The organism is Niallia oryzisoli (genome assembly GCF_036670025.1).
In the GTDB taxonomy this organism is placed as follows: Bacteria; Bacillota; Bacilli; order Bacillales; family Cytobacillaceae; genus Bacillus_BD; species Bacillus_BD oryzisoli.
Window position 1 is genome coordinate 3,999,996 of record NZ_CP137640.1, and the last position, 15,439, is coordinate 4,015,434.

Below are 15,439 nucleotides of genomic sequence, written 5' to 3' on the forward strand. Positions count from 1 at the left end.
CTTCACCGTCCTTTCATTTCTTTTTTATACAAAGGCAGACTTATATGCACCGTAGTTCCTTTGCCTTGTTCACTTTTTAGAATCAATAAACCATTATGTGCTTTGATGATTTCCTCACAAATAGCCAGTCCCAAACCCGTTCCCGCTCCTTTTTCCTTCCCTTTAACAAATTTCTCTTTTACTACTTTCAATTGATTTTGTCCTATCCCAATCCCTGTATCTTGTATGGAGAGAACCGCTTCATCTCGAGTTTTCTCAAGAGTCACGGTAATTCTCCCTCCTTCTGGCGTAAATTTTAAGGCATTGTCAAGCAGGTTGATAAGAGCCTGTTTTAACCGGTTAGGATCCCCATTGATTTTCAAAGTAGACAATGAATTTGAAGTAGATGAAAACATTTGTGATTGGAGAGAAATCCCCTTTTTGTCAGCCCGGGGTTTAAGCTGTTGAACCACTTCATTGGCAAGGGACACTAATGAGACTTCAGTAAATGTAAAACTCAGTTTTCCGCTTGTTAAGCTTGAAAGGTCAAGTAAATCACTGACCATGATCGTAAGCCGGTCACTTTCATTGGAAATAATCTCTAAGCCTTCTTTTAATAGTTCGTCTTGTGTCATCGAATGCAGTGTAACAGACCAGCCTTTGATGGATGTGAGAGGTGTTCTAAGGTCATGACTAACAGAAGCAATAAATTCATTTTTCATTTGTTCATGTTTCAAAACCTGTTGTGCCATGTAATTTAGCGTGTCTGCAAGCTGACCAATTTCATCGTCCTTTTCTTTATGAATTACTGTGGAAAATTCTCCAGCTGCCATTTGTTGCGCCGCTTTTGTCATCGAACGGACGGGACGAGTAATCGTATGGGCTAGGAAAAAGCTCAAGATAAGTGCGAACAGAATAACGATTCCTCCGATAGAGAGAAGTAATGTCATATTTTTCAAAAACAATTCATGAAACTGTTCCATGGAGGTCGTAAAACGGATCACACCTACATTTTCTCCTCCTATTGCTAAAGGAATTGAGACACTTAACGTCCTCTCTCCATTCCATTCACCTGAGTAATATCCTTGTTCTCCTTTTAAAGCTGCTTGAATATCCTCGTATTTTTGAAGATTGGATTGCTCGCTTTTTTCTCTTTCCGCTATGATGTTCCCTTCACGATCAATAAGCTGTACCTGTGCATTAACCAAGAACTGATAGCGCGATAAATATTGCTGGGCATTCTCTTCAAATTGTTCACCACTCAATTCAAGCTCATAAAAGGAGATAAACATTTTCCCTTGATCGCGTAATGTTTGTTTGATTCCTTCCTGATAATACATAAATAAAGCAGATAAAATAATCGTTTCGAAAACGGCCACAGTAAAGATGATTAAAACTAAATAACTCCAAACTAACCGGTTTTTAATCCCTTTTTTCATTCAATATTCTCACCGCCTAAAAAGGCATACCCGAAGCCCCAAACTGTTTTTAAATAAATGGGCTGTGACGGATCCTCCTCGATTTTTTCTCTTAATCTTCTAATATGAACATCTACTGTTTTCGAATCGCCAAAATAATCAAGACCCCATATTTCATCTAAAAGATCGTCTCTTGTTATCGGTTCATTGGGCCTTTCCATAAACAATTTCAGCAAGTGAAACTCTCTGACAGTGAGCTTGAGTTGTTTCTCTGATTTAAAGACTCTTTGCGTCTTTAAATCAAGCACAAATGGCCCGTTTTTTAATTGATCAGAGACCGTCGGCTGTACATACTTTACTGTTCTTCTTAAGACAGAGCGAATTCTGGCTACTAATTCCAGCGGGTTAAAAGGTTTCACCATATAATCATCGGCACCCAATTCCAGTCCCATGATTTTTTCCATGTCCTGCCCTCTTGCCGTTACAATAATAATGGGAAGTTCTGGCTTTTCTTCTCTTAGCTTTGTGCAAACATCAAAGCCATCCATATCAGGCAATGAAAGATCAAGCAAAGCCAGCGAGATGTCTTCACGCTTAATAATCTCCAATGCAAGCTTTCCTTCACCCGCTTCCATTACGTCAAAATTAGAGCGTTCTAGATTAAATTTGATTAGTTTTCTAATCGAAGCTTCGTCTTCAATTAATAAGATTTTTCCTTCTTTCATTATCTAACCTCACAAGAAAAAGACATTTACCTTTATTATATTTCAAAATATAGGTAATTTGCGGAAAATTCATACTATCATCCGATTCTCTTTATTTGGTATTCCATGGTTCCTCCCTGTTCTGCTTCCTGTATAAAACTTTTTAATTTCTTCATTGCCCTATGTTGTGTGGTCTTCACCTTCCCTTCTGTCCATCCTAGAACCTTTGCCGTCTCTAAAATGGATAAATCTTGATGAAAACGAAGTATAATTACTAATTGATGGTCTAATTTGCATTGTTTTAAACAAGCATAGATCTTTCTCATTTCGTCTCTTTCAATTGCCATTTCTTCTGGTAACTCATGAGAAATTTGTAGAGATTCAAGTTCCACTTTGTGCACTAGCGTACCCAATAATCCTTTTTGTTTTCGAAACCAGTCAATTGCTACATTTCGTGCAATCGTGTAAATCCAGGTCTTTTCGCTGCTTCTTTTTTCAAACTTACTATAAGCCTTAAAAACGCGGATAAATACTTCCTGAACAAGATCCTCTGCCAGTTCTCGACTATGGACCATGTAAAATAAAAAGCGAAACAATTCATCGTAATACTTTCTATATAATTCCTCAAACATTTCTTCCAATGCCCATCCCCCACTAATCTACAGTTCCAAATCGTTTTATTTTGTCTTCATAATGCTTTCCATCATTAAAAGGGTTACAGGAAGGTAACAGTTTTTGGGCTAAAATCGTTACCTTTTAGTAACTATTTTTAACTTTTCTGTAACCCATTTCTTTCCAAAACCCTTTACTATTTGGTTTGTAGGATCCTTACAAAAAAATGAAGCGAAAGCAGGGATTGAAATGGCAAGTGCAAATGTAAGAAAACAATCGATTTTATTTTTATTATTGGCAGCTTTATCGTTATGGTTTACTAGTTTATTTGGTGTTCAAGCAGAAGCAGCCTCACAAACACAAGGTCAACAAATCGTCTCTTATGCCAACACATTAAACGGAAGTCCATATAAGTATGGAGGAACAACGCCAAAAGGCTTTGATGCATCTGGATTCACTAAAAACGTATTCGAAAATAGTGTGAAAGTAAAACTTCCGCGTACAAGTGCAGATCAATTCAAGCAAGGAACAGCAGTAAAAGTGAACGAACTGCAGCCAGGAGATCTTGTCTTCTATAAAACAAATGGAAAAAGCGTTTCATTTGTAGGAATTTACATTGGAAAAGACCAATTTATCGGGGCTACTTCAAAAGGGGTAAGAGTTCAATCCATGAATACAGCCTATTGGAAAAACTGCTATGCAGGAGCGAAGAGAATGGTGAAGTAATAGAAAAATACAGAGGTCAAAATGAAAATAGGAAGTTTCAATATAAGGTTATATTAAAAAACGAGGCCGCTTGAAACTAAGTAGTTACGAAAATGTGGAGAAAAATGTAAAAAACATTCGAAATCACAAATAGAAACGCATGGAAATCCATGCGTTTTATTTTTAATTGTATGATTCAACTTTTTTGTGGACATTGAGTACGTTATTATCATAAATAAATCTATTTTGGAGTGCCTTTGGACACTGAGTACGTTATTTGCTAAAAATTAAGAAAAAATAACAACCTTTCATATAAATAGCGGAAAGTATGTCCTATAAAAGGTAAAATCACTATTATTACTGCAAATAACGGAACGTGTGTCCTGTTAAGATAACAATAGTTATTGTTACTATGTTATTTTGTGTGTTATTCGCTACGACTTTTAATATGGTAAAGTTCAATATTCATTGATATAACAAGGATTATAAGCACCAAAATTACTATGCGATTTAGCCAGTTAATTAATAAGATATTTTATCCTTTTCTCCACAAAAATTGAACTACTTAGCTTGAAATACGGCCTCTTAAACTTTTAAGGTTTGCTTGAGCGGCTTATGCCCCCATGCACTGATGGTGTCATGTCTTACTACACTCCAATTATCATCAACCGGTCTGCCATCCCACCCATACTCGACTTCAATTCCAGATGGTGTCATCGCATAGAAAGATATCATATGATCATTGCTATGTTTTCCAAGTGATAGAGTAATAGCATCCTCTTTGTCAAGACGATCGTAAGCATGCCCCACATCATCCAATGATTTCACTTCAAACATGAAATGCTGAATCCGCTTCGGCATTGGCATACTTGCAAGAGCAAGCGTATGATGACGTCCGTTACAGTGTAAGAAATAGATAGGAATCACCACTGGTCCTACGCTCATCTCAATAATGTCGGATAACTTAAAGCCTAAGATTTCCGTATAGAATGACATAGCCTCTTGTACATCTGGAACATTTCGTACAATATGTCCCAGCCCTTGTTCACTAGTAAGGAAACCCGACACTCCTGCTGGCGACACAAACGGTTTATTGAACGCTTCGGTTGCACCGTAGTAGATTTCTAGCGGCAGACCATATGGATCTGTTAATGAAATGATATCTAGTACGCCGCGTTGTTTTGCTAATTCAACCTCTCCTGTCTTTACTTCAATTCCTGTATGGATCAACTTCTCCGTCAGTTGTTCTAAACTTTGAGCGTTGGCTACTTCAAACCCAATATAAGAGACATCATCTTCTTCACCATAATCCACGGCAATTCTCCATGCTCTTGAATCTAAACGAAAAAGAGCAGTTCCATGGTTACTTTCTACTTCTTCCAATCCCAGCCCACTTGTTAATAGATTTCTCCAAGCAGGAACGTCTTTTACCGAAAAACCTAAATACCCTAATTGTTTAATAGTCATTTTGATCATCCTTCCTTTTATTCTTTATTCGCATTCTATCATTCCTATTTTTATGCTTATCCTATTCCGCAATGTATCCTTCATCAAAAGCAACATAAACGTCTTCCCCTTCAACGCGAGCCGGAAATTTTTTCAGCTGCTGGTGGGGCGGTAATGATTTGACCTTGCCTGAACGAACGCAAAACTTCCCCATATGCAAGGAGCATACAACCTGGTCACCTTCCAGGTACCCAATTTCCGATAATGACCAGAGCCCATGTGAGCAGAGGTCCTGTGTCGCAAATACTTTCCCCTCAACTTTGAAGACGGCTGCACTAGTCTCTCCATCCTCCACCTTTAAACCTTTATCTTCTGGTATATCCTTTAACGTACATACTTTTGTAAAAGCCATCTCCATTTCACCCTTTCCATATGAATTTTAATTGGATTAAAAGAGTACATTCAGATTGTTTAGACAGGAAATGGTGTTTTGATCGATTAGACTTGTATTGATATATTCGATATGACCTTATTTATTTGTTCACCCAGGTTGATGATTCCATCTTCGCTTTTAATTTGACAACGGATGATATCTCCATCTTTGAGGTATTTTCCATGTTTCAATTGACTCTCTAGCAATAAATCCATTTTTTGTTGGAAGGGGACAGCCGGATTTGAGACTTGACCAACTATTTCGGAGGATAGATTTAAGGCCACACCACCCGTTGTTCCAGTTAAGATTAAATCCCCTTTTGATAGATCCATAATCTCGGAAATTTCAGTTAAAGTTTCAGCTGGTTTGAAAAGCAGTTGATTTGTGTTGGCTGATTGACGAAGTTCATTATTCACCCAAAGCTTTAATTCTAACTCATGAATTTTCGAGACCTCATCTTTATCAAGTAAATATAAAAATGGACCTGTAGGACCAAAAGTCCGATAACTTTTTCCTTTTAACCATTGACCTTGCGACATCTGTATATCACGAGCAGACACGTCATTTACGATAACAAGGCCTACTACATATTGATGGAGATTGTCGTCTGTTACATCTATAGGACCTGAAATATCCTTTCCAATGACTAACCCCAGCTCAATCTCATAATCTAATAATTTGACATGCTCAGGCCGCACAATTTCACTATTTGCTCCACAAAGAGAACTATCTGCTTTACTAAAAAACATATTAAAGGGAGGTCTTGCTGCTTCTAGTCCAGCTTCAGTTCGATGTGATGTATAGTTGGCCCCTTGACATACGATTCGACATGGTTTTGTCACTGGACTAAGAAGCTCTACCTCATTTAATAAAATCCATTCTCCATTTGTTTCGTCCTTTAAAACTTTTGCTTCTTTTATCCCTTCCTCTAGAAAATCTTTCAAAGAAGCATAATCTCCTTTTAATACTAGAATCCTATCTTCTCCTGATATAACTCCCCATTGTTCTTTATTTTCCTTTTTAAAGCGAACAACCCTTATTCCCATCCATATAACCCTCCCAATTTAAAAATATGGTAAAGAAATTCTCTCCGACAATCTATAATGATCCTCCTCCATCATGCGTTGAAGCCAAACAATGGAAAGTCTACCTGTCATGAATGTTGGAATCTCAGACAAACATGTTAACGATAATCCATCTACTGTTTCTGATACGATTATTTTTGTTTGAATGGACTCCATTTGATTTTTTAGTGTCACACGATAGCAGCCGGGAGTAGGAAGTGTATAATATGGTAGAATGTCTAATGCATTCCCGTCCCATACGCATTCCACCTCGTAAGGCCTTCCGAGAAGTGATGGTAATTCTTCCACACACCCTCTCATCAATTTTTCCCGAATGCAAGTTGAACTTATTTTCTCTCCATGAAACTCTAATTTTTCCACTTTTGTTACATCAATGAGTCCAAAGGAATCCTTTTGTAATCGATCCATATGTCCAGTACCGTTATAGCCATAAGCAAAATCAAAACCAGCGACTGCATGAACAATACCAAGATTCAGCAAGTATTGAGCTATAAATTGGGCGGGGAGAAGAGAAGCAAATTCTTTGGTAAATTCAACGATATAGAATGTATCGACACCAAGAACACGGAGTCTTTCCTCCTTTTCAAACAAAGGCATGAGATAGTTCACTTGTTTTTTACCGTTAGAAATCACTTCTTTTGGATGAGGAAAAAAGCTCATTACCGAAAGAGAAAGATTTTTCCTTTTAGACATTTGGGAAGCCGTTCGAATTACTTCCTGATGTCCTTTATGAATCCCATCAAAACAACCTAAAGCTACGACACTCCGTTTTGCTTTCCCTTGCCAATAGGCCAAACTATCTTGGTTTAAATAAATCGTTTCCATACAGTCTTCTCCTGAGTTTTTATTTTATCGATTAATTATTGCATTAGACTAAAAATTTAAGCTGAATGCAATATGAATTCATTAACCATTCCGTGTTGTTGCGTAACCAAAGAGATTTTTTCCGTAATCGGCAACAGCATCTTCATATAATGCAGTTATGTGAGTAGCGACAGCTAAAATATCTCTTGTCATCAATTCCACAATGTCACCTTTAGAAAGTGCCGCACCACCTAATGTTAAAAGGATTCGATTCGCGATTTCTGTACAATGTTTGATAGCTGTTGCCCTGATAGCAAAAAATTCTTCTGCTGGTGTCGGATTGTTTTCATTAAAATTCTCCAACAATTCAATATAATGATCGACCAATAACTCAGCTTGTTTATACTTGATCGTTAGTTCTGAAAGCACTCTTTGGCTGCGTGGAGATTCTTTTTCAGGTGTTCCGTCAATACGAATCCGTTTTTCCGTACGCTCTTTAAATTCCTTTAACAGACGCTGTGCTCCGCCAAGTGCAATGTTTTGGAACCCAATATAGAAGGCAGAGAAAAATGGTTTGTGGTAAAATGGATAATCCTTATCATAGTGTTCAAACGGCGGACGTTTCATTTCTACCGCTACTCGATCTAAACGCAAGATCCGCTCAATTGGTACATACACATGATCAGCAATAACAGAGTTACTTCCAGAACCTCTTAAACCAAAGGTATCCCAATTATTTAAGATTTCTACTTCAGATGTTTTCATGAGTGGCATACAAAACTCAGGTCCTGTGCTATCCGGTAATTCCATGATGACCCCAAGACCAATCCATTCACTATGCAAAACACCACTGGCAAAATGCCATTTTCCTGATATGCGATATCCGTCGCCATCCCTCTCTGCTTTTCCTACAGGGGCAAAGACATCAACGATTAATCCTTCTGATTTCGCAATTTCGTCCATCCCTTTTTCCGGAAGATAAGATGGCAGCGAATTATGAAGCGGGTATAAATAAGTCAACCATCCTGCAGAAATATTATGATAAGAAACCATTCGAATAATTTGAGCAAATGTTCTTAGATCAATTTGAGGGCCTCCATATTTCTTTGGAAGTAACATGCGTGAGATTTGAGTTTCTTTAATCAAATTGACAACGTTTTTAGAAACGGTCCTATTTTGCTCTGCAGCTTGCGCTTCCTGTTCTGCAAGCTTACCGATTCTTTCAGCACATGCTAGTAACTGGTCAACCGTCATATTTTCTGTCTTTAATAGTTCTTTTGACATTAAAAAAACCCCCTCAATTAATTTTGTTTGAATTTTCAAAATATTTATTTCGGGTATATGCCAGGCTTACGTTCAACCTGCCATACACGATTCTTAAGCGATTTGATCTATATTAATCTAAATTCCCTTCAAAAAACTGAGTTAATAGATTTAAGAATATTTCACGTTTTTCAATTTGCATCCAATGGCCGCAACCTTTAATTAGATGCAGCTGAGCGTTTGGCAGATGCTGAAGCAATGATAAACTGCTTTCTTTTGCAACAAATCGGTCTTCCACGCCATGAAGTAATAGAAATGGCTGTTCCATTTGTCTTAAAGCATTTGGCGGAATAATACTCTCCCCTGGCATGGTTGGGAATGCATTACTCGTATAAGACTTTCTAATTTCAGGGCGCATCACGTTTTCATAACGCTCGTTTATAACCGCTTCTAGTTCCCCTCCCAAACTCTTTTGATCATGAACAAACCAAGTGGTTAAATTCTTTAGTGCCGAATACGTTGGATTTTTATAAAATCCTACCATTCTCGCTATCTCAGGGGTTGGAGCCGCTTCGCCCCCTCCGCTGCCCATTAAAAGAACTTTTTCGAATCGTTCTGGTGCCGTCATCACCAAGTTCATTGAAATGACACCACCCATTGAATTTCCTACAAGCTTTGCTTTTTCGATATTTAAATAATCCATTAACTCTAAAATCTGCTCCACTCGGCAATTTGTCCACTCCCAAAAACTCTTTGGCGGTGTCTCAGGGTGATCAGAGTTACCAAATCCGAAATAGTCAGGTGCAATCACGTGGTAGCGATCCGTTAATGCGGGAAGAATATTTCGCCAATTCGTCTCTGAATTCGCTCCCGGTCCTGAACCATGAAGAAAAATGATTGTTTCGGAGTTTGATTCTCCACCTTCACAGAAAAATGTATTGTACTTTCCGGTATTCACTTTTTTAGTCTCATATGAACCCATTGAATAAAACTCCCTTCTCATGGTTTGATTAGAATTCGCTTTCAAGTTATCGTGTTGTAAATCACGATTGTTCCAAGTTCTACCTAAATAATATAAAATTTAAAATAATCAGACTATAATAAAAAATGTTTAAAATACTGTCCTTTTTAGTAAATTTTTATTGGTGTATTATTCAGTTAAATATTTTATAAAAAAATAGAACCACGGGAGTGAATCGTAGCTCTCTATATTCTTAATTCCCCCAATGCGATCAAAGATTCTATTAGAAGTAGCAATTGATAGGCATCAGTAGGATGACGAAGATTTTTATCTATTATACTTTCAATTTTTTTTATTCTATACTGCAGGCCGCTCATTGAAATGGATAGATCACTGAGTATCTGCTCAAGCTTTCCACCATTTAACAAGAATATGTACAGAGTCTTCAGCAACTCTCCCATTTTAGGATCTTCTTCATTTAGTAAGGGCCCTAGCTCTTGATTGGCTAACATTTTAATGCCACTCATATTATTGGAGTTAATCAAGAGTCCAACAATTCCTAGAGATTTAAATAACACCACTTTTTCTTCCGTATTAAGCCTTAATGCAACAGAGGCCTCCTCATATTGCTGCTGCAAATTCTCTATCTTGTGGCCTTCATTACTGATCCCCAGTTTAAACTTAAATTTCGGATATTTCTCATTTAATTCCTGGTAAAGTCCCTGCATAATGGACTCAATGTTAACCTTTTCTGTATCCTCTCTTGTTATAAAAAGAATGATATTTCCTTCATAGAGCCCAATTAAACTATTTATTGCCTCCCTCTTAAAATATTGAGCGATGGTTTCAAAGATTTTTTCTTGAAAATGAAATTCCTCATCCATTGCAAGGGATATATTTTTAGATTCTAAAATAGCTAAATAGTATGGTAACTCCAAATTGAGTCCTGTATATCTTCCTTTGGCGATAATTTCATTTTTAGAAGAGATCGTGCCGTTTAATACCTGTTCAAGGAATATCCCTTTCATTCTTGCAAAGGATTCAAATCTTGTTTTTTCATTTAATAAGATAAGAGATGCAGCATTTGCCATTCGAGCCAATAGCAAATAATCATCTTCAGTATTCGCAGTATGTATGTCGTTATAAAGAAAAGAACAATATCCAAAAACCTCCTTTTCTACAAGAATGGGAACAATTAAATGCCCCTGATGATCCATTTGAATGGTCTTTTTTCGAAAAGGCAGTTGATGCTTCTCTTTTCGAGTTTGAGGAAACATTGCTCTATTTTCCTTCATGTAACGATTCATTTCATCCTGATTCCTATTACATTCCTCCTGAGATAGTCCTGAATATGCGATACATCGAAGGTCTATGTCATGAATCAGGATTGGAATTTGAATTAAGTTATACACCATATCGACAATCGTTTGTAAATTGCTCCCATTAGCAATCTCTTCCGTTAAAACCTTTTGAAACTCCATCAATCTCGTCACCGTATTTTTTTGTTCAAGCAATTGTTCATACGTATACTGAAGCTCTTCTACGATGGGTTTTTCATTATAGTAGGGAAGTTCATCTTTTAGTTCATCATCCCATTCATTTTGAGTCTTCAATACATAACAGCACTTTGAATCTCCCTTGCCGATACAGGCTACTTCTTTTGCCAAAACCTGCTGCCCACTAATGGTTGACATAAAACCACTTGCATAGCCAATCAGGGTATAACAAACAGGATGTTCAGATATTCCGTATCTCTTCAGATGATCCAAGGCCTCATACGAATTCTCCCAAGTACCTCCTCCAGTTAAAGAGATAATCTGATGATGTTCATCTATTTCAGCACAACCCTCGTACTCTGTTCCGGAAATCTGTCCATTCATGCAGTGATAAACGGGTCCTTGTTTAAATAAATCCTCTAATGTGAGCTTTTCCTTTAGGGCTAGTTCGGCATCATACACTCCCATTTCCCAGCCAAAACGAATGAGGAATCCTTTTAATCGTTCTTGTCCAATATTTGAAACCAGCATTTTCCTCAGAATCCCAAAGGCTGATTCTGGAGTTACTATTTGCCGGTTATGAATATCTAAATCATGATTGTAGCTTTTTCCTGATGTATGGATGATCATGTGAATTCCTCCCCTTCTTATTCATTTGCAAATGTAAACGCCACCATAATACATTATTTTATCCTTAATAGATTGATATTTCTATTATACTTGTTAAATCGACATCTTTAATAATTTCTAGTTATTTGGAATTAAACCTCAGCACAATATCGAATGGTTCCTGCGTTCTTCTGGATGGTGCCTGGCATTTTCATTTCGTTCCCTAAGTATTTATGGAAATATAATCCAATCAAGAAGGATATTTTGTCGAAAGTCTAGAATGTATTAAATGGATAGTCAAATTGTATGATGATTGAAGGAAGACCCATTCATTTATATTTAGTAGAAATATACTATTAAGGAGCTTTGACTATGGATAAGATCATTGATATAACAGGTCTGAAAAAATCCTTCGTTTCACTTGAAGCGGTAAAAGAAATTAATTTTTACGTGGAGAATCACTATTTGCCTTTTTAGGCCCGAATGGTGCTGGAAAATCAACGACAATCGATATGATCGGTACCTTATTAAAACCGGATGGAGGGACGGTTTCAATAGATGGATACACACTAGGGAAGGATGATAATCAGATTCGCTCCATACTTGGGACTGTATTTCAAGATCATGTCTTAGATAATCTGTTGTCGGTAAAAGAAAATTTAATCACACGGGGAAGCTTTTACTATTCTAATAGAACGGATTTGCTGGCAGCCTTTCATCATGCAGCGCAAATTACAGGTGTGACAGAGTATTTAGACCGCCCATATGGCAAATTATCGGGAGGTCAGAAAAGGAGATCTGATATTGCCAGGGCACTTGTCAGTTCACCCAAAATTCTCATCTTAGATGAACCAACAACTGGACTTGATCCACATACGAGACAAGATGTATGGCAAGCCATTGAACAATTGAAAAATGAAAAAAACATGACCATCTTTTTAACAACCCATTATATGGAAGAAGCTGCAAAAGCTGATTATGTTGTCGTCATCGAAAAAGGAAGGATTGTCGCAAAAGGTACACCTGCAGAAATAAAAGAACAATACAGTTCGGATCATCTAATCCTCTACCCTTCTAAGATGGAAGAAGTCATCGCTATTTTAAAGAATTTAGAACTTTCCTATAACATCAAGGTCGATACCGTCACGGTTGAATTGGAATCAACGTTAAAAGCACTTCCGATTTTAGAACGATGTAAAGATATGCTCAGAGGCTTCCAGGTAGTCGAAGGAAATATGGATGATGCATTTATTGCCATTACCGGGAAGGAGTTACAAGCATGAGATTCTTAATTAAACGTAACTTATTGATTTTTTTTCGACAAAAGAGCAGCGTATTTTTCTCACTTCTTGGCCGTATTTATCATTATTGGTCTCTATGTTTTATTTTTAGGTGATATGCTGGTGCAAGGTATGACTGACATGAAAGGTGTCAGATTTTTAATGGATAGCTGGATCATGGCCGCTTTATTAGCTGTAACACCCGTTACTACCTCCTTAGGTGCGATGGCAACAAGGGTAGAAGATAAAAATAATCACATATACAAAGACTTCATAGCTTCCCCGCTAAAAAGAAGTACCTTGGCAAGCAGTTATATCATTAGTGGATTTTTCATTAGTTTAATTCTAACGTTTATTACCTTTATTCTAGCAGAACTATATATTGTGATATTTGGTGGCGAGCTGTTGTCTATAGAAGCGATGTTTATGGTCATCCTTCTCATTATTTTTACAACGGCAGCCTCAAGTCTGATGATGTTCTATCTTGTATCTTGGTTTAAAAGTATTAACACCTATACTACAGCAAGTACAATCGTAGGAACGTTAATCGGATTCCTAACAGGCATTTACATTCCGATTGGCAGTGTTCCCGAAGCCGTACAGATGGTGATCAAATTATTTCCGACTTCCCATGCAGGAGTCCTATTTCGAAGCGTTATGATGAAGCAGGCAGAGAAGGTGACATTTGCAGATGCCCCCGCTTCTGTATTGGAAGACTTCCGGCTAAACCTAGGTGTTTCCTTTAAGGTTGGGGATACCATTCTACCTATTTATTCTAGTATTCTATATATTCTTATTTTCATGGTACTATTCTTTGTCTTATCTTTATTTCAAATTTCGATAAAGGAAAAATGAATGAACGAAAAAGGCGATTTCCAAGATTGAAATCAGCCTTTTTCGTTTCACATCTTCCAAAAAATAGAGAAAAACCAATAATAATAATAATACCTAGTATGAAAAACACAACACTTACAACCGCGTTATTATCTCTAGGGTCTTTTTGTTGGTTTTTCATGTTTTTTCACCTCCTTTTATTAAGTGTAATATTTTATGTGAAAATTTGAATTTAAATTGTATAATTATCTAAATATTGTGATCTTTAAATAAAATAGTTTTTATCTACTGTACAATACACTAAATATAGCTCATTCAGGATATTAATTCATAATTGTTAAGCTTTTACTCCACAAAATACCCTTACAAAAAAAACGCTTCTTTACTCAAGAATAGCGCCCGATTGTTTAATATCCTATTTCTTTTGTCTATCTCACCATAAGTAGAGAACTATTTATTAACATGAATGGTTTAAACATACTTTATCTATTTTACCTTGCTTTTTTGTGTCCCCTTATTGTCTCTAAAAACCCTGTAAACTACACTTGTTTCCTGTGTAGGCAAATTTACAAACATTAATTCCTTATTGTATTTAAATGAATATTCATGGAAAGAAATTTTAGGATGTCCACCACCATAAGCAATGTTAAATATTTCATTTTCCTCATCGATTAAAGTGGCACTTCCTTGTGATTGGCTTTTTCCATATGGGCAAACATACTCTTTTACTTTTATTGCCGTTAATTTTTTCTCATCAATCAATATCTCATAACTCTTGCGTTATCGGTTGTACTTCCTGAATCATCAAATAAAGTAATCGAATGATCGTAGTTATAACGGGCATCGTGTTGCATAGACGGAATCATTTTTTCATCGATCCCTTTAATATCGCAGCGATTTTTAGCAATCATCCACATAATTGCACCCGTTTTTCTGTCAATTTTCAAAATTCCAATATGTTTAAATGACACAAGTAGATTCAGGTCCCTTTCATCTATAAACATTGAATTTATATGAGCGAAATCTAAATATTTCTCCCCTGTTGACGGGCATTCCGTTGGGTCATTAAGATAATGACTTAGTTCATATAATTCAGGATAATCAATGGATTCCCAATGGAAAACGACTTGGTTATTTTTCACTTCTTGGATGACATTATTAAAAACTTTATATGAACCGTTAACGTTCGGAATATTGTCCACTGTATTTGGGTAAGCAGTAGGAATCATGTAATGTCCATCATCAATATAGACATAATCATGGTTTTCCATTGGGTAATCATCTCTAATTCTTCCAGAAGCTTTCATTCTTTGGCGATCAATTTCCTTAAAGTTTTCATCCAGAACAACTAACTCACATAACCAATATCCCGCATTTCCTTTTGGCATTGGTGTGTCGTGTACTTGCACCGTGTAGACATAGCTATTTTGGCCTAATTTATTCTCAAAACGTCTAAAATTTTGGATGTTATTTTCCTCTTGAATCCAATGCTTAACATAACCATAATGATTCATAATCACCGCACTTCTGCCCTGGTAGTAGTAAAAGTCATTTTCATCTTTTGAATATCCAATTGCTTTATATGGTAAGTGCCATTTCGGGCGTATAAAATGAACTTCTGGTACAGCCACAACGCTGCCATTACTTTTTACACCTAATACATAGTTCGTACCGTCGGGTGATATACTTTGAAATGGAGTTACATAATTATCTTCATTTACTAAATTATTCATCAAAAAGTTTTTGTCCGTCTCCATGCTAGTCTATCTCCTTTTTGGGAACTAAGTACTCTATATTATTAGGTGACTTT

The 15,439-nt window shown here is 36.7% G+C and carries 15 protein-coding genes; 3 read left to right on the forward strand and 12 right to left on the reverse strand.

The window, feature by feature from the left end:
- Positions 1 to 2: 2 nt before the first annotated feature.
- The 3 genes from R4Z09_RS20110 to R4Z09_RS20120 form a co-directional block, all read right to left on the reverse strand.
- A complete protein-coding gene (locus tag R4Z09_RS20110; protein WP_338448509.1) occupies positions 3 to 1,418 on the reverse strand; it encodes a sensor histidine kinase in 1,416 nt (471 codons plus the stop codon).
- On the reverse strand, positions 1,415 to 2,122 hold the full coding sequence (locus R4Z09_RS20115) for a response regulator transcription factor (RefSeq protein ID WP_338448510.1): 708 nt from the start codon (positions 2,120 to 2,122) through the stop codon (positions 1,415 to 1,417). Before R4Z09_RS20115 ends, R4Z09_RS20110 begins: the two co-directional genes overlap by 4 nt.
- 77 nt (positions 2,123 to 2,199) lie before the next feature.
- Entirely contained in the window at positions 2,200 to 2,733 is a 534-nt protein-coding gene (locus R4Z09_RS20120; RefSeq protein ID WP_422392310.1) for a sigma-70 family RNA polymerase sigma factor, read from the reverse strand.
- Between the two features lie 229 nt (positions 2,734 to 2,962).
- Between R4Z09_RS20120 and R4Z09_RS20125 the strand changes: the two genes are divergently transcribed.
- Positions 2,963 to 3,439 carry a C40 family peptidase gene (locus tag R4Z09_RS20125; protein ID WP_338448512.1) on the forward strand — a complete coding sequence of 159 codons (477 nt, stop codon included), beginning with the start codon at positions 2,963 to 2,965 and terminating at the stop codon, positions 3,437 to 3,439.
- A gap of 564 nt (positions 3,440 to 4,003) precedes the next feature.
- Here the strand turns inward: R4Z09_RS20125 and bphC are convergent.
- From bphC to R4Z09_RS20160, 7 genes are all read right to left on the reverse strand, one after another.
- Complete coding sequence (bphC, locus tag R4Z09_RS20130) at positions 4,004 to 4,885, reverse strand: biphenyl-2,3-diol 1,2-dioxygenase (RefSeq protein WP_338448513.1); 882 nt, start codon at positions 4,883 to 4,885, stop codon at positions 4,004 to 4,006.
- Between the two features lie 61 nt (positions 4,886 to 4,946).
- The gene (locus R4Z09_RS20135; RefSeq protein WP_338448514.1) at positions 4,947 to 5,276 is read right to left on the reverse strand and encodes a non-heme iron oxygenase ferredoxin subunit; all 330 of its coding nucleotides are present in this window, start codon (positions 5,274 to 5,276) and stop codon (positions 4,947 to 4,949) included.
- Positions 5,277 to 5,362: 86 nt separating this feature from the next.
- Positions 5,363 to 6,343, reverse strand: a complete 981-nt coding sequence (locus tag R4Z09_RS20140; protein ID WP_338448515.1) for a fumarylacetoacetate hydrolase family protein — start codon at positions 6,341 to 6,343, stop codon at positions 5,363 to 5,365.
- A gap of 18 nt (positions 6,344 to 6,361) precedes the next feature.
- On the reverse strand, positions 6,362 to 7,207 hold the full coding sequence (locus R4Z09_RS20145) for an FAD synthetase family protein (RefSeq protein ID WP_338448516.1): 846 nt from the start codon (positions 7,205 to 7,207) through the stop codon (positions 6,362 to 6,364).
- A gap of 81 nt (positions 7,208 to 7,288) precedes the next feature.
- The gene (locus R4Z09_RS20150; protein ID WP_338448517.1) at positions 7,289 to 8,470 is read right to left on the reverse strand and encodes an acyl-CoA dehydrogenase family protein; all 1,182 of its coding nucleotides are present in this window, start codon (positions 8,468 to 8,470) and stop codon (positions 7,289 to 7,291) included.
- A 112-nt stretch (positions 8,471 to 8,582) separates the two neighbouring features.
- On the reverse strand, positions 8,583 to 9,431 hold the full coding sequence (locus R4Z09_RS20155; RefSeq protein WP_338448518.1) for an alpha/beta hydrolase: 849 nt from the start codon (positions 9,429 to 9,431) through the stop codon (positions 8,583 to 8,585).
- Between the two features lie 224 nt (positions 9,432 to 9,655).
- The gene (locus tag R4Z09_RS20160) at positions 9,656 to 11,536 is read right to left on the reverse strand and encodes a XylR N-terminal domain-containing protein (protein ID WP_338448519.1); all 1,881 of its coding nucleotides are present in this window, start codon (positions 11,534 to 11,536) and stop codon (positions 9,656 to 9,658) included.
- Between the two features lie 491 nt (positions 11,537 to 12,027).
- Here R4Z09_RS20160 and R4Z09_RS20165 point away from each other — a divergent pair, with 491 nt between their 5' ends.
- Positions 12,028 to 12,798: an ABC transporter ATP-binding protein gene (locus tag R4Z09_RS20165; protein WP_338448520.1), complete on the forward strand. Its 771-nt coding sequence runs from the start codon at positions 12,028 to 12,030 to the stop codon at positions 12,796 to 12,798.
- Positions 12,799 to 12,927: 129 nt separating this feature from the next.
- Positions 12,928 to 13,650, forward strand: a complete 723-nt coding sequence (locus R4Z09_RS20170) for an ABC transporter permease (protein ID WP_338453316.1) — start codon at positions 12,928 to 12,930, stop codon at positions 13,648 to 13,650.
- A 465-nt stretch (positions 13,651 to 14,115) separates the two neighbouring features.
- Here R4Z09_RS20170 and R4Z09_RS20175 read toward each other — a convergent pair whose 3' ends face one another.
- Together R4Z09_RS20175 and R4Z09_RS20180 are read right to left on the reverse strand one after the other, a co-directional pair.
- On the reverse strand, positions 14,116 to 14,391 hold the full coding sequence (locus tag R4Z09_RS20175; protein WP_338448521.1) for a hypothetical protein: 276 nt from the start codon (positions 14,389 to 14,391) through the stop codon (positions 14,116 to 14,118).
- Entirely contained in the window at positions 14,388 to 15,386 is a 999-nt protein-coding gene (locus tag R4Z09_RS20180; protein WP_338448522.1) for an aryl-sulfate sulfotransferase, read from the reverse strand. The genes R4Z09_RS20175 and R4Z09_RS20180 overlap by 4 nt, the downstream gene beginning before the upstream one ends.
- Positions 15,387 to 15,439: the final 53 nt, after the last annotated feature.

What these genes read in the sequence shown, in the direction of transcription:
- R4Z09_RS20110 (WP_338448509.1), bottom strand. Translation starts at nt 1,418, where the DNA reads ATGAAAAAAGGGATTAAAAACCGGTTAGTTTGGAGTTATTTAGTTTTA.
- R4Z09_RS20115 (WP_338448510.1), bottom strand. Translation starts at nt 2,122, where the DNA reads ATGAAAGAAGGAAAAATCTTATTAATTGAAGACGAAGCTTCGATTAGA.
- R4Z09_RS20120 (WP_422392310.1), bottom strand. Translation starts at nt 2,733, where the DNA reads ATGTTTGAGGAATTATATAGAAAGTATTACGATGAATTGTTTCGCTTT.
- R4Z09_RS20125 (WP_338448512.1), top strand. Translation starts at nt 2,963, where the DNA reads ATGGCAAGTGCAAATGTAAGAAAACAATCGATTTTATTTTTATTATTG.
- bphC (WP_338448513.1), bottom strand. Translation starts at nt 4,885, where the DNA reads ATGACTATTAAACAATTAGGGTATTTAGGTTTTTCGGTAAAAGACGTT.
- R4Z09_RS20135 (WP_338448514.1), bottom strand. Translation starts at nt 5,276, where the DNA reads ATGGCTTTTACAAAAGTATGTACGTTAAAGGATATACCAGAAGATAAA.
- R4Z09_RS20140 (WP_338448515.1), bottom strand. Translation starts at nt 6,343, where the DNA reads ATGGGAATAAGGGTTGTTCGCTTTAAAAAGGAAAATAAAGAACAATGG.
- R4Z09_RS20145 (WP_338448516.1), bottom strand. Translation starts at nt 7,207, where the DNA reads ATGGAAACGATTTATTTAAACCAAGATAGTTTGGCCTATTGGCAAGGG.
- R4Z09_RS20150 (WP_338448517.1), bottom strand. Translation starts at nt 8,470, where the DNA reads ATGTCAAAAGAACTATTAAAGACAGAAAATATGACGGTTGACCAGTTA.
- R4Z09_RS20155 (WP_338448518.1), bottom strand. Translation starts at nt 9,431, where the DNA reads ATGGGTTCATATGAGACTAAAAAAGTGAATACCGGAAAGTACAATACA.
- R4Z09_RS20160 (WP_338448519.1), bottom strand. Translation starts at nt 11,536, where the DNA reads ATGATCATCCATACATCAGGAAAAAGCTACAATCATGATTTAGATATT.
- R4Z09_RS20165 (WP_338448520.1), top strand. Translation starts at nt 12,028, where the DNA reads ATGATCGGTACCTTATTAAAACCGGATGGAGGGACGGTTTCAATAGAT.
- R4Z09_RS20170 (WP_338453316.1), top strand. Translation starts at nt 12,928, where the DNA reads ATGACTGACATGAAAGGTGTCAGATTTTTAATGGATAGCTGGATCATG.
- R4Z09_RS20180 (WP_338448522.1), bottom strand. Translation starts at nt 15,386, where the DNA reads ATGGAGACGGACAAAAACTTTTTGATGAATAATTTAGTAAATGAAGAT.